The sequence below is a fragment of the Clavibacter sp. GW821-FHT01D01 genome (assembly GCF_059422605.1).
Window position 1 is genome coordinate 195,490 of record NZ_JBWKXC010000004.1, and the last position, 14,176, is coordinate 209,665.

The following is a 14,176-nucleotide window of genomic DNA, read 5'->3' on the forward strand; positions in this document are numbered from 1 at the left end:
CCCGGTCGGGGGCCGCGGGTAGCGTCGGGGCATGGTCGACACCGTCTCCCCCGCCCTCGCCCGACGCGTCGCGCTGGCGGCGCAGGGGCTCGGCCGACCGCACTCCTCCCCCGCCGGCACGCGCCGTCTCGCCGCGGAGATCCGCCGGCTGGGTCTGCTGCAGATCGACTCCGTCAACGTCTTCGAGCGCAGCCACCACCTCCCCGTGCTCGCCCGCGTCGGCCCCTACGACCGCGCCGCGCTCGACCGCATGCTGTTCGGCGGCGGCGGCGCGTACACCGAGTACTGGGCGCACCAGGCGGCCGTGCTGCCCGTGGACGACCTTCCCCTGTTCCGCTGGCGGATGGACGCGGAGCGCGCCCGCCGCACACGCCCGGGCTCCTGGGCGCTGGAGCACGCGCCCCTCATCCGGGAGCTGCGCGCCGAGCTCGCGCGCACCGGCCCCGTGCCCGCGAGCGCCGTCGAGCACGAGGCGAACGTCCGCACGGGTCCGTGGTGGGGGTGGTCGGACGTGAAGCGGGCGCTGGAGGCGATGTTCGCGTGGGGCGAGATCGCGAGCGCCGGCCGCCGCGGGTTCGAGCGCGTCTACGGGCTCGCGGAGGACGTGCTGCCCGCGGCCGTCCTCGCGCGCGACGTGCCCGAGGAGGATGCCGTGCGGGAGCTCGTCCGCCGGTCCGCCGTCGCGCACGGGATCGGCACGGCCGCCGACCTCGGCGACTACCACCGCCTGTCCCGCGCCGCGACCGACCGCGGGCTCCGCGACCTCGCCGACGCGGGCGAGGTGCTGCCGGTGACCGTGCCCGGGTGGGAGGGGCGCGGGCGGCCGCTGCCCGTGTGGCTGCACCGGGACGCGCGCCTGCCGCGGCGGATCCGCGGGGAGGCGCTCCTGTCGCCCTTCGACCCCGTCGTCTGGTTCCGGGAGCGGGCGCTGCGGGTCTTCGACCTGCGCTACCGGATCGAGATCTACACGCCGGCCGCGCGGCGCGTGCACGGCTACTACGTGCTGCCCGTGCTGGTGGACGACGAGATCGTCGCCCGGGTCGACCTCAAGAGCGACCGGCAGGCGGGCGTGCTGCGGGTGCAGGCGTCGTGGGTCGAGGCCGGGCACGACCCGACCGTCGTGGCCGGGTGCATCGCGCCGCTGCTCGAGCGCGCGGCGGAGTGGCAGGGGCTCGGGTCGGTCGGCGTGGTGGAGCGGGGCACGCTCGCGGCGGCCCTGCGCGCGCACCTGCCCGAGGTGACGGCGACGGATCCGGAGCCCGCCGGGGACGCGCCCGGATGAGCGGCGAGGACGCCGCGACCGCCGGGCGCCGCTCGGCCGGAGCCCGCTAGAACTGCACGCGCGGCGGCTCGGCGATGGACGCGAGGCTCGAGACCTCGTAGAAGTCCCGCTCGCCGAAGCCGAGCCCGCGCACGAAGAGCGTGTTCGGGAACTGCGTGATCTTGGTGTTCAGCTCGCGGACGCCGCCGTTGTAGAACCGGCGCGAGGCCTGGATGCGGTCCTCGGTGTCCACCAGCTCGCCCTGCAGCTGCAGGAACGTCTGGCTCGTCTGGAGCTGCGGGTACGCCTCGGCGACCGCGAACAGGGACTTCATGGCCCCCTGCAGGTGCTCCTCGGCGGCGCTGGCCTCGGCCGGGTTCGCGGCGCTGATCGTCTCGGTGCGCGCGGAGGCCACGGACTCGAAGACGCGCTGCTCGTGGTTGGCGTAGCCCTTGACCGACTCGATGATGGTCGGCAGCAGGTCCGCCCGCCTCTTCAGCTGCACCGTGATGTCGCTCCACGCCTCGTCCACGCGGACGTTCAGGGTGACGAGGGCGTTGTAGGTCGCCCAGAGGTAGATGCCGACGAGCACTGCCAGGAGCACGACGACTCCGAGCGCGATCCACAATTCCATGGTGAGGATCCTACGCGCGGCCCTGGGGAGGACCCGGGGATGGGGGCCCCGCGCACCCCTATTGGGGGCGTCCCGCGGCCCTCGACGCGGCCCTCGCCCGCCTCAGCCGCGCTCGCGCAGGGTGTCGCGGAGGAAGCGGTACGACGTCCGCGGCGTGCGGTCGGCCGTGCGCGGGTCCACGTGCACCAGCCCGCGGGGCGCCCGGCGTCCCGCCTCCCACTCGAACCCGTCGAGCAGGCTGCCCGCCACCACCGCCTCCAGCCGCACGCCCTCGGCCGGCCCGCCCGGCGCGACGGCGGCGAGCGCCTGCACGAGGTGGTCGGCGATGGCGTCCGCGCGGCGGGGATCGCGGCGCGAGCCGTCGCGGTCGTCGACCTGCTCGGGGTGCGCGCCGTCGAGGCCGGAGAGGACGACGGGCGGGAGCGCGTCGCCGTAGCGGGCGCGGAGGTCGGCGAGCACCACCGGCACGAGGTCGGGTGCGACCGCGTGGCCGTCGAGGGTCGCCGGGTGGTCGGTCCAGGGCAGCTCGGCGAACGGGATCGCGGTGGAGCCGGCGACGAGGCGCGGGACGGCGGCGACGCGGATCGGGTCGGCCAGCGCGACGCCGTAGTGGTCGAGGGGCTGGCCGATGGAGCGGAGGTCGGCCGGGTCGACCCGGCCGAGCCGTTCGAAGGCCTCCGCGTGCGGGCCCGCGAGGTCCGGGTAGCGGCCGAGCAGCACCGCGTCGGCGAAGAGGTCCTGGTGCAGGGCGCGCGCCACGACGGCCGCCGCGCGGTCGTCGTCGTCCGCGGACGCGGCCTCGACCACCCGGTGGCCGACGACGATGCCGACCCGGGCCGTGGACCGCGAGCCGCGGACGGCCTCGACGGCCCGGCCGTGCGCGAGGAGCTGGTGGTGCACGGTGGGGAGCGCGTCGAGCCCGAGGCGGGATGCCGGGGCGTGGGTGCCCGTGACGTGGCCGCCCATCGTGGTGAGGTCCGGCGTCCGGAGCGTCACCCAGTCGGGCACGCGGTCGGCGAGCGCCTCCGCGGCGAGGTACGCGACGTCGCCGAAGCGGAGGGCGGTGTCGCGGTGCAGCCAGCCGCCGCGGTCCTGCAGCTCCACGGGCAGGTCGTGGTCGTGGAGGGCGGCCCGGGGGCGGATGCCCGCCGCGAGCAGCGCGTCGACCAGCTCGTCGTAGAACGCGATGCCCTCCCGACGGAGTCCGCCGCGCGCCTCCGGCTGGATGCGGGACCACGAGATCGAGAAGGAGAGGAGGTCGACGCCGAGCTCGGCCGCGAGGGCGACGTCCTCGGCGACGCGCGCGACGTGGTCGGCGCCGCGCTCGGGATCGCTGCCGTCGGCGACGGCCCCGGGACGCCGGGCGAAGGCGTCCCACACGGACTCGGAGCGTCCGCCCTCGTGCGCGCGGCCCTCGACCTTGGCGGCGCTCGTGCTCACCCCGATGCGCGGTCCGCCGGCGAGGAGCCCGGCGAGCTCGAGGGGGGTCGGGCGGTCGGGGACGGCGGGGCGAGGGGTCACCCCGCCAGTATCGGGCACGGGGCCGCGGACGCCGCGGCCGGTGCCGGCGCCCGCTCCGCAGGGTGCGCGCTCGGGGCCCGGACGGAGCGCGGCACCAGGGCGCGCACCGTGGGCGCACACCCCGTCCACCGGCGTCGGGCACGCGGCGCCCAGGTTCCCGTACCACTTGCGTCACGGTCGGTGCGGGCGGTTGACACGCCCGGAGGTTCCCGCATGAATGGATGCACGGTGCGGTTCAGGACGAGGGAAGAGGGACGTCCGTCCACGGGGGGTGGTGCGGGCGGTGTCCGTCGATCCCGCGAGCGCCTCGTCCGCGCCCTCTCCGTCCTCGCGCTGCTGGTCGCCCTGGGCGCCGGCGGCGCCACCGCGGCGTCCGCCGCCACGCAGACCCCCTCGCCGTCGCCCCGTCCCCCGGGCGCGCCCCTGCCCGCGCCCGCGGTCGGCCCCACGGTCCAGGCGCCGCCCTTCTCGACCGACGGCGCCGTGCAGGTCTCGGGCACGCGCCCGTCGGGAGCGGACGTGCAGGTGACCATCGCGAGCGTCCCCGCCGCCGTCGCGCTGCCCACGGCGACGACCTGGCGGGCGTCCGCCACCGGCGTGCCCGACGGCCAGAGCGCCGTCCGCGTCTCCTCGGACGGCCAGGAGGCGACGACCACGGCATCCGTCCTCCGGGCGCCGGGCGTGAACAGCTTCTCCGTCGTGACCACGGGCCTCGTCAGCGGGACCGGGTTCCCGGGCGCCACCGTCGACGCCCGCTCGGGCGGCGCCGCCTGCCGGGCCACCGTCGGGGCGTCCAGCACGTGGGCCTGCCTCCTCGCTCCCCCGCCGCCCTCGGGGACCGGGGTCGCCGTCACGGCCACGCAGTCCACGTCGTGGAGCGTCGGCACGCCCGCGGTCGGACGCGGCACCGGAAGCTTCGACACCACGGCACCCGGCGCGGCCGTCATCACCGCCCCCGCGGCCGGGGCGAGCATCGACACCGCCGGGATCACGATCTCCGGCACCTCCGACGAGGACGGCGCCACCGTGCGCGCGTACCTGGCGGGCTACGGCGACGCGGCGTGCCAGGCGCAGGTCGTCGGCGGACGCTGGTCGTGCGCGACGGGCACGCTGCCGCCCGGTCCGCTCGGCATCACCGCCACGGTCACGGATCCCCTCGGCAACATCAGCACGCTGGCCGCCGAGGTGCGCGTCACCGTGGCGGCGCCCTCCGCCTCCCCGACGCCCGGCGCGACGACGCCGCCCGCCACCCCCTCCCCCGAGGCCACGAGCTCGCCCGAGGGCACCGAGGCGGCGCCCGCACCGGCGACGGGACCGGGCGGGGACGGGACGCCCGGGGTGGGCCCCGTGCCGGAGGGAGCACCCGGAACGGGTTCGGCGCCCGCGGCCGCGGCACCCGGCACCTGGAACGCGCCCACGCGCTTCGGCACGTCGCTGCAGCCGCTCGACGCCGCGTTCACCGACGGCCGCGGCCTCCTCCCCCTCCTCCTCGCCCTCGGCGCCGTCCTCCTCGTGACGCTCCCGGCCCTCCTCCTGCGCGGCGCGCTGGTCGCGCGCTTCGGCGGACGGCACCGGTCCGCGTCCGACATGACGCCGCTCAGGATCGTGCCGCGCGGCGACGCCGGCGCGCTCACCACGCGCGCCACGGCCGCCGCGTTCACGGACACCACCGCGACCACCGGGCAGATGCGCATCGTCCCCGGACGGCTGGACTCGGCCCCGATCCCCGTCCCCGCGCGGCGGGAGCCGGAGCCGACGCTCCTCGGCGAACGCCCCGTGCGGGAGCCCGGCCGCGCCGGGCGCTGGGGAGGCGCGGCCGTCGCGCTGGCCCTCGCCGCCGCGCTCGCCTCGCTGTCGCTGCCCGTCGGATCCGACCCCAACGCCGTGCGCCTCTTCCTCGCGGCGCTCCTCGGCCTCGCCGTCGTGAACGGCGTCGGCGTCGTCGCCGTCGCCTCGGTGGCCGGGCGCGTGGGCGCGGGCCCGGCGCGGGTCCGGGCCGTGCCCGCCCTCCTCGTCCTCTCGGCCACCGCCGTGCTCGTGTCGCGCGGCCTCGGCCTCGCGCCGCCCATCGTCATCGGCCAGGTCCTCGGCCTCGTCGCCGACGACCGCGACGACCGCTCCCGGGCCCGCCTCGCCCTCGTGCAGTCCGGGGCGCTGGCGACGCTGGGACTCGCGGCGTGGGTCGCCTACGGGTTCGTCCCCGCCCGCGGCGGCATCTGGGCGCAGTCCGCGAACGAGCTGCTCAGCACGATGACCCTCGCCGCGCTCAGCTCGGCGGCCCTGGCGCTCGCCCCGGTGTCGCTCGTGCTCGGCCGGTCGCTCCTCCTCCGCTCGCTGCCCCTGTGGGCCGTGACGAGCGTCGCCGTCCTCACGCTGGCGTTCGCCGCGGTCGCGACGACGGCGTCGGGGGTGCAGGCCGGGGTCTGGATCACGGCGCTCGTCGTCGCCGCGGCCTTCGCGGCGCTGAGCGTCGCCGTGTGGCTCTGGATCCGCGTCGTCGAGCCCTCCCTGCAGCGCCCGTAGCTCCCCCTCCCCGTCCTGGCCGGCGGCCGGACCGCACCTGGTGCGGATCCCGCGCCGGGTCCACACTGGGGGCGTCGCCGGCGCCGGCGGCCTCGACGCGGCCCGCGGGCCCCGACGGCAGGAGTCCTCCATGAGCACATCGAGCGCGAGCCTCTGGTCGGCGCTGACACGGCGGAAGCCCGTGGACGCCATCGAGGACGAGCCGGGCACGCAGGGCTCGGAGGGCGGCCTGACCCGCTCCCTCGGGCTCTGGCAGCTCACCGCGATCGGCGTGGGCGGCATCATCGGCACGGGCATCTTCACGCTCGCCGGCACGGTCGCCAACCAGACCGCGGGCCCCGCCGTCCTCATCTCGTTCCTGATCGCCGGCATCGCCAGCGCGGCCGCGGCGCTCTCCTACGCGGAGTTCGCGGGCATGATCCCCAAGGCCGGATCCGCGTACACCTACGGCTACGCGGCCCTCGGCGAGATCGTGGGCTGGTTCATCGGCTGGGACCTGCTGCTCGAGTACACGGCCATCGTGGGCGTGGTCGCCATCGGGGTGTCCGGGTACGCGGGCTTCCTGCTCGACCAGCTCGGCATCGACCTGCCCGCCTGGATGCTGGGCGCCGCGGGCACGGGCGACGGCCACGTGGTCGACCTCTTCGCCGTGGTCCTCTGCCTCGGCACCGCCTTCGTCCTCACGCGCGGCATGAAGAGCGTCGGCCGCTTCGAGCTCTACCTCGTGGGCCTGAAGGTGGCGCTCGTGCTCGTCATCGTCGTGATCGGCTTCACGCAGATCACCGGCGCCAACTACCAGCCGTACTTCCCCTTCGGCGCGGCCGGCGTGTTCACCGGCGCCGCGACGGTGTTCTTCGCGGTGTTCGGCTACGACGCGATGAGCACCGCGGCCGAGGAGTCGAAGGACGCCACGAAGCACATGCCGAAGGCGATCCTCCTGTCGCTCGCCATCGCGATGGTGCTCTACGTGCTCGCGACCATCGTCCTCACCGGGATGCAGCGCTACAGCGACATCAACCCGGAGAGCGGCTTCGCCACGGCCTTCGAGTCGGTGGGCCTCCCCGCCGTGGCGAACGTCGTCGCCGTCGGCGCGATCGTGAGCGTCGTCACGGTGATGCTCACGTTCATGCTCGGCGCCTCGCGCGTGTGGTTCTCCATGAGCCGCGACGGCCTGCTGCCCGCGTGGTTCGCCGTGACGGACCGGAAGCGCAACGTGCCCACCCGCGTGACCTGGATCATCGGCATCGGCTCGGCGCTGTTCGCGGGCTTCCTGCCCATCACCGTGGTGGCCGAGCTCACCAACATCGGGATCCTGCTGGCGTTCGTGGTGGTCTGCGCCGCGGTCATCGTGCTGCGCTACAAGCGCCCCGAGATCCCGCGCGCGTTCCGCCTGCCGCTCATGCCCGTCGTGCCGATCGTCGGGATCGGCTTCTCGCTGTGGCTGGTGTCGTCGCTGCCGTGGGAGACCTGGGTGCGCTTCGGGGTGTGGCTGGTCATCGGCCTCGTGATCTACCTGGCGTACTCGCGCCGGAACTCGGTGCTCGCGGCCGACAGCCCGCGGAACCGCCGGTAGCGCCGCGGACGCGCGACCTCCGCGGCACCTCCGCGCGACGGGCGCGCACGGCCCGGACGACGACAGGGGCGCCGCCCACCTGAGGAGGTGGGCGGCGCCCCTGTGGCGATCGTGCCTGCGGGCTAGTTGGCCGCGCTGGTGTTGATGCCGCCGTTGACGCCGTTGGGGTAGAACCCGCCCTTGGTCACGGCCTTGTTGTTCAGGTACACGATGTTGAGGACCTGGCCGGTGCTGCGGCTGTACGCGATGCCGTTCGCATCCGTCGGCACGAGGTTCGCGCCGCCCGAGATCGTGATGCCCTGGTCGAGGTCCGAGGACCCGTCGAGGGAGTCGCGCGCGTTCGAGATCGCGTTGGTCGGAGCCGCGAGGCCCTTCGCGAACAGCGACGTGCGGATGATGCCCGCGTGGTACGCCTCGACCGCGAGGATGCCGGCGGCCGCCTCGAGGTACGTCTTGTTCGTGATGAGCGGGGCGGCGCCCTTGTAGGCGGTCACTCCGACGTCCTCGAACACGAAGGACGCGAGCAGGAAGTTCTCGTCGCTCGCGAACGCGTCGAACTTCTCGCCCGGCTTGATGAGGCCGGCGGCCGTCGCCGCGGCGGAGAAGGCCGCGTCGAGGTCGATGGCCGGACGGGCGACCTTCGCCGAGCCCAGCGCGGAGCGCAGGAACTTGACGTGGGCCTTCTCGTCCTGGGCGATCTCGCGGGCGTACTCGCGGATCGCGCGGTCCTTGAACTGGACCTGGCGGCCGCCGGTGACGCCGCCAGCCGTGCCGACGCCGGAGATGTCGTTCGGGACGAGGCCCGCGCCGGTGGAGGCGCGGAGGTAGAACTCGGCCTCGAGGTACTCGAGGTTGAGCGCGAAGTTGAGGACGGCGAGGTCGGTCGCCTGTCCGGCGTCCGCCTCGGCCTGGGCGTCGGCCGCCTGGGCTCCGGTGGCGGGGATGAGGGCCGCGGCGCCGACGCCGAGACCCGCGATGCCGGCGGCGCTGAAGAAGCGACGACGGTCCAGCGGCGACTGCGCGCTCCGGTCGATGGCCTGGGTGATGAACTTCTTGTCGAACATGGTTGGAGCTCCCTTGATCGTCGCGACCGTATCCCAGATACCGAACGCGTGCTGGTTCGAACGCTATGCGGATGACAGGCATCCGGCATAGGGGCGCGATGCACTGTTTCGCCGGATGTCGAGAAGCGTTCGGAACGGGGACCGTGCCGGATTGCCCGGGATCGCATCGGATCCCCTCGGATCCCGCCCGCGGATGCGGATCAGGTCGGGATGACCTTGAACAGCACCTTGCGCGTGACCATGAACCAGATCGCCGCGAGCACCAGCGTGTGGACGACAGCCCCCTGCCAGGCGTTCGACCTGTCGAGGAACGGCAGGCTGCCGACGACGAGGACGAAGAACACGTGGACGATGAACACGTACAGGCTCGCGGAGCCCAGCGGCGTGTAGAACCACCCGAACGCCCGGTCGACCGGCTTCCAGACCCGCGTGAGGAACGTGTAGGCGACCACGAGCATGAGCGCGAGGTCGACGAGGCGCCCCGGCTGCAGGAACGTGCGCTGGTACATCGACTCGTACAGCGACGAGTAGAGGCCGTCGGGGACACCCGGCAGCTGCACGCCGTAGGTGTGGCCGGCCCACAGCACGGCGAGGGAGCCCACGTAGGCGACCAGCCCGATCGTCACCAGCACGCGGCCCAGGCGGCCGGTGAGGGCCCGCGTGATCTGCCGCCGGTAGTAGCCGATGACCATGCCGTTGAGGAACGCGACCTGCCACGTGAGCAGCGGGAAGACGTCCTCGAACATCGACGGCAGGATCCGGATGTCGTACTGCGCGTTCAGCAGGTACCCGGCCCAGCTGGCGATGAGCACGACCCACCACATCCGTCGGCGGAGGAGCCACACGACGGCCGGCACGAGCAGCGTGAGGACCACGAACAGCCCCATGATGTTGAAGACCCACGGGCCCATGCGCAGCAGCAGCAGGTCCCGGATCGCGTACCAGGGCGGCGGGTAGTCGAGCAGGCGCGCGCCGTTCGGGTAGAGGTCGTAGACCTGGCCCGTCGTCACCTTGCCGTCGGCGCCCGTGCCGCGGTCGGTGAAGGTGGTGATCACGTCGGTGTCGAGGAACGGCACGAAGGTGAGCGCGAACACGATGACGACCACCGCGATCGCCACGACGTACTGCTTGAACGCGCGGCGGAGGATCGACACGAGCGCCTTCAGCTCGCCGAACCGCTTCACGGCCATGGGGTAGACCATGCCGAGCACGAGGCCGGAGAGCAGCACGAACATCTCGGCGCCCGTGATGGCGCCGATCGCGTTGATGGTCACGTAGGAGTACGGGCTCGCCACCTCGATGTGGGTGATGACCACGGCGACGATGGTCCAGCCGCGGAAGAGGTCCAGGCGGCGGTCGCGGGGACTGTGCTCGTCCGGATAGCGCCAGCCGGGCCGGAGGCGCCCGATGAGGCCGGACGCGGCGAACAGCACGAGGAGCACGACCGCGCACAGCACGATCCAGCCCATCTGCTCGTCCTCCGGGGATCCGGGGTCGCGGTACTGCGCGGTCGCGGTGTTCGCGCGCTCCTGGTCGAACACCTGCGTGACGGGGCCGAGGGTCGCCGTCGCCGGGTCCAGGTGGGCGCGGAGGGCGGAGGCGATGGCCGGGTCGCCCGTGGCGCGCCAGTCGACGACGGCGCCGTCGGCCTCCGCCTCCTCCCGCTCGAGCTCCCGCCACACGACCATGCCGATGCCGGGGTGCTCCGCGCGGACGTCGGCCGAGAGCACCTGCTCCCACCAGGCGGCCTTGATCTCGGACTCGCTCGCGCCGTCGGTGCGGGCGGGGTCGTACAGCGCGCCCGTCTCGATGACGGCGGGCTTGCCGGTCCCCTCGATCCACTCCGCCGCGAAGTCGCGGCCGGCGCCGCCCTGGTCGGCGTAGCCGTACGCGCCGGTGAGCTCCCGGGAGAACTTGCCCTCCTCGGGGACCACGTTGTCGCCGAACTCCTGCTGCGGGACCACCTCGCCGCCCAGGTACTCCTCCACCGGCTGCCCGGTGACGAAGTCCTGCTCGGATCCGAAGTGCGAGGCCGACAGGCCCACCCAGTCGACGGCGTCGTCGCCCGGGTAGTACGGCCGGTAGGCGTCGTCGTCGATGTCGACGCGGCCGTTGCCGTCGGTGTCGAGCTCCGCGACGGGACGCGTGCCGGACGCGTCGGTGAGCCCGTCGGCCGACCCGAACGGGTAGCCGGCCGCGTAGGCGGGCGACCAGACGGTGACGGCGCCCGCGTCGGACGCGTGCACGGCGTCGGCGACCTGGCGGAAGGCCGCCACGTACGCGGACGGCTGCTGGCCCCACGGGGTCCACGAGCCGTTCATCTCGGGCGCGAACCGCACGAGCGCGCGGGAGTCGTAGCGCTCGCGGAGCGCCTCCAGCCGGGCGGCCAGGGCGTCCGCGTCCTCCGTGGTGAGCTCGGCGAGCGGCTTCGTGGGCTCCAGCGTGAGGAGGAGGAGCGCGCCCTGCTGGCCGGCCTGCTGGGCGAACTGGTCGAGGTAGGTGACGTCGTCGGACCCGAGGGGGTAGCGCACCGACTGGCCGAGCACCGCGGGGGTCGCCCCGAGGCGGTCCGCGTAGCTCTGCGCGTCGTCCGCGGTCCAGTCGAGGATGCCGCCGAACCAGGGTGCGTCCGGTGCACGCGTGAGGTCGACCTCGTCGGCGGGGGCCGCGGGCGCGGTGGCCGCCGGGGCGGCAGGGGCGGCGAGCGCGGCCGTCGCGGGGACGACGGCGATCGCGAGCGCGACGGCCGCCGCCGCCCAGCCCCGCATCCGCGCCCGCGTGCGCCCGCCCCCGCGCGCCCGCATCCCCCCGCCGCGCATCAGCCGCGGAGCCGGACGAGTCGCCAGCGGTTGCTGCCGTCGGCGCGCTCGAAGGTGAGGTCGTCGAGGACCGCCTGGGCGAGCGCGAGGCCGCGCCCGCTCTCGCTGAGGTCGTCGGGCATGGAGACCTGCGTGAGGTCCACCTCGGCCGGCTTCCCGTCGTCCTCGAACAGCGCGACGATGCGGTCGTGGCCGCAGATGACGGTGAGCGTGAACGTGACGACGGCGCCGATGCGGCCGCCGACGGCGACGCCGTGCTCGACCACGTTGCCGGCGATCTCCATCACGGCCGTCTCGAACAGCATCCGCTCGGTGTCGTCGACGTCCGAGGCACGGTCCCACACGCCGCTGACGAGGGCGTGCACCGCCTCCAGGCTGTCCTCGACCGCCGGGAGGGTCGCGGAGGCGCGGACGGGCGCGACGGCGCCGTGGCGTCCCTCGTCGACCGCGTCAGCGGTCACCGAACACCCCCTCGGGGGCGTCGTGCACCGTCAGGACGCGGTTGAGGTTGGTGAGCTCCAGCACCGCCCGCACCTGCGCGTTGGGGCGGGCGAGGCGGAGGTCGCCGCCGGCCTGCCGGGCGCGCTTGAGGCCCGAGACGAGGGCGCCGAGGCCCGAGGAGTCCATGAACTCGGTGCTGCCGAGGTCCACGACCACGTAGGGGCGGCCCCCGTCGATGACCTCGGTGACCACGGTGGTGAGCTGACGGGCCGACACCATGTTGAGGCGTCCGCTCGGCGTGACGACGCTGACGTCGGTCCCCTGCTCGGTCACTGCGATGTCGATCATGCGTCCTCCTTGGCCGGCGTGAAGCCCCGGTAGCGGGCCGCACGGATGATGATGCTGAAGATCGCCAGGTCGAACACGACCCAGGCGAGGTTGGTGAACGTGCCGAGCGGCGTGGCCTGCCCGACGGCGAGCCGGAGCAGGCCGATCGCGGAGGCGACGATGAGCGCGCCGATCACGTAGAGCTGCGGCTTCACGAGGTCCCACCGCGGCTTCCCGCTCTCGGCGCGGACCTTCGGCGTGACCGCGAAGTCGAGGGGCTTGCGGAAGAACACGTTGGCGACGGCGGTGGTGACCGAGGAGATCCACACCGGGAACAGCGCCAGCGAGTACTGCTGGCCGCGCCACGTGCGCTTGCCGCGCCCCACCACCGCGAACAGCAGCTGGTTGACCACGAGGAACGGGATGAGCCGCACGAAGAAGTCGGTCGAGAGCGCCTGCACCGGCAGCACGCCGAACACGAGGTAGATGATCGGCGCCGCCACGTACACGACGGCCGTGAACCCGGAGAAGTAGCTCCACATGGTGGCGAAGTACATGAGCCGCTGCGGGATGGACAGGGCCTTCTGCAGGAGCGGGTTCTCGCGGAAGAACACCTGGATCGTGCCCTGCGCCCAGCGGAGCCGCTGGGTGAGCATCGTGGGCAGGTCCTCCGGGGCGAGCCCGTAGGCGAGCGTCTCGTCGTGGTACGCGGACTTCCAGCCGAGGCCGTGCAGGCGCATGCAGGTCGCCATGTCCTCGGTGACCGAGATGGTGGCCAGCGGCATGATCGACTGCGCGTCGTCGTCGCGGTGCACGTCGATGTCGCGGACGAGGGCCCGCACGGCATCGAGGGCGCCGAGCGGCGACCAGTCGCGCTGGGACAGGCGGGACAGGGCCGAGTCGTCCACGAGCGACACGGCGTCCCGGTCGGCGGAGTGGCGGCCGGCGAGCGCGGCGATCTCGGCGAGGTCGGCCTTCAGCGCCGCCATGTCGTCCTGCACCATGCGGGCGGCGATGGAGTCGACGCGCTTCTGGAAGCGGTAGGTCACGTCGGCGAGGCGCTGGCCGCGGCGGAGCTCCGCGCGGGCGCGGCGCACGTCGTAGGCGACGTCGTCGAGCGCCTTGCGGAGGTCGACCTGGTCGGGCTCGAGCTCCGCGCGCGCCTTGTCGAGCACGTCGCCCGCCGTGCGGAGGGCGCGGAACACGCTGATCTCGATGTCGGTCACGTAGCGCGAGACGCCGAGGAGCATGAGCGCCTCGCGGCGGAGGATCGCGTTGGAGCCGCAGAAGAACGCCGCGTTCCAGCCGTCCTTGCCCTGCTGGATGGGGCCGTAGAACAGGGGCGCCTGGCTGCCGAGCGGATCCGAGTCCGGCACGTTCACGAAGACCTGCGGCGTCTGCACGATCGCCATGCGGCGGTCGTCGAAGTACCCGAGCGTGCGGTCGAGGATCTCGGGCTCCGGCACCTGGTCGGCGTCGAGGATGAGCATGAACTCGCCCTCGGTCGTCAGCAGGGCGTTGTTGAGGTTGCCGGCCTTCGCGTGGCGCGCCCGGCCGCTCCAGTCCGCCGACCGGGTGATCCAGCCGATCCCCTCCGCCTCGGCGAGGTCGCGCAGCTCCGTGCGGTTCCCGTCGTCGAGCACCCACGTCTTGTGCGGGTAGGTGATGCGCTGCGCTGCGCGCGCCGTCTCCATCACGAGGTCGAGCGGCTCGTTGTAGGTGGCGATGAACACGTCGACCGTGAGGCCCGGCTGCGGCGCCGGCGGGCGGGGCCGCTCGCGCGCGCGCCACATCGTGAGCCCGAACAGCAGCGAGTCGATGAGGCTGTACGTCTCCGCGAGGACCAGCGGGATGGCGATCCAGAGCGCCTCGGGGTTCACCGAGAACAGGAGCCGCCACACGATGTAGTTGAGGCCGAGGATGGCGGTGACCACCGCGAGCAGCCGGATGACCGCGAAGCGGAGCGTCATGCGGCCCGTGCCGGCGCCGGTCCCGGCGCCGGTGCCGGTCCCG

At 74.1% G+C, this 14,176-nt stretch carries 10 protein-coding genes; 3 read left to right on the forward strand and 7 right to left on the reverse strand.

The annotated features are described in order from the left end of the window. The first annotated feature begins 31 nt into the window (after window positions 1-31). Complete coding sequence (locus AC07VC_RS07940) at window positions 32-1,282, forward strand: winged helix-turn-helix domain-containing protein (RefSeq protein ID WP_494676297.1); 1,251 nt, start codon at window positions 32-34, stop codon at window positions 1,280-1,282. 46 nt (window positions 1,283-1,328) lie between these two features. Here AC07VC_RS07940 and AC07VC_RS07945 read toward each other — a convergent pair whose 3' ends face one another. Together AC07VC_RS07945 and AC07VC_RS07950 are read right to left on the reverse strand one after the other, a co-directional pair. Beyond that, complete coding sequence (locus tag AC07VC_RS07945; RefSeq protein ID WP_317230791.1) at window positions 1,329-1,895, reverse strand: LemA family protein; 567 nt, start codon at window positions 1,893-1,895, stop codon at window positions 1,329-1,331. A gap of 102 nt (window positions 1,896-1,997) precedes the next feature. Next, window positions 1,998-3,416: a glycoside hydrolase family 1 protein gene (locus AC07VC_RS07950; RefSeq protein WP_494676298.1), complete on the reverse strand. Its 1,419-nt coding sequence runs from the start codon at window positions 3,414-3,416 to the stop codon at window positions 1,998-2,000. Window positions 3,417-3,629: 213 nt separating this feature from the next. Here AC07VC_RS07950 and AC07VC_RS07955 point away from each other — a divergent pair, with 213 nt between their 5' ends. Continuing rightward, a complete protein-coding gene (locus AC07VC_RS07955) occupies window positions 3,630-5,939 on the forward strand; it encodes a hypothetical protein (protein WP_494724456.1) in 2,310 nt (769 codons plus the stop codon). 130 nt (window positions 5,940-6,069) lie between these two features. Beyond that, entirely contained in the window at window positions 6,070-7,512 is a 1,443-nt protein-coding gene (locus tag AC07VC_RS07960) for an amino acid permease (protein ID WP_317231157.1), read from the forward strand. Between the two features lie 122 nt (window positions 7,513-7,634). Here the strand turns inward: AC07VC_RS07960 and AC07VC_RS07965 are convergent, their stop codons facing one another. From AC07VC_RS07965 to AC07VC_RS07985, 5 genes are all read right to left on the reverse strand, one after another. Further along, on the reverse strand, window positions 7,635-8,576 hold the full coding sequence (locus AC07VC_RS07965) for a ferritin-like domain-containing protein (protein ID WP_494676300.1): 942 nt from the start codon (window positions 8,574-8,576) through the stop codon (window positions 7,635-7,637). 200 nt (window positions 8,577-8,776) lie between these two features. Beyond that, window positions 8,777-11,344, reverse strand: coding sequence for an OpgC domain-containing protein (gene opgC, locus AC07VC_RS07970; protein WP_494676301.1), 2,568 nt, complete (start codon window positions 11,342-11,344; stop codon window positions 8,777-8,779). Between the two features lie 50 nt (window positions 11,345-11,394). Further along, a complete protein-coding gene (locus tag AC07VC_RS07975) occupies window positions 11,395-11,856 on the reverse strand; it encodes an ATP-binding protein (RefSeq protein WP_317230646.1) in 462 nt (153 codons plus the stop codon). Then, window positions 11,846-12,184 (reverse strand): STAS domain-containing protein, encoded by a 339-nt coding sequence (locus AC07VC_RS07980; RefSeq protein WP_317230645.1) that lies wholly within the window; start codon window positions 12,182-12,184, stop codon window positions 11,846-11,848. The genes AC07VC_RS07975 and AC07VC_RS07980 overlap by 11 nt, the downstream gene beginning before the upstream one ends. Further along, window positions 12,181-14,133 carry a glycosyltransferase family 2 protein gene (locus tag AC07VC_RS07985; RefSeq protein WP_317230647.1) on the reverse strand — a complete coding sequence of 651 codons (1,953 nt, stop codon included), beginning with the start codon at window positions 14,131-14,133 and terminating at the stop codon, window positions 12,181-12,183. The genes AC07VC_RS07980 and AC07VC_RS07985 overlap by 4 nt, the downstream gene beginning before the upstream one ends. Window positions 14,134-14,176: the final 43 nt, after the last annotated feature.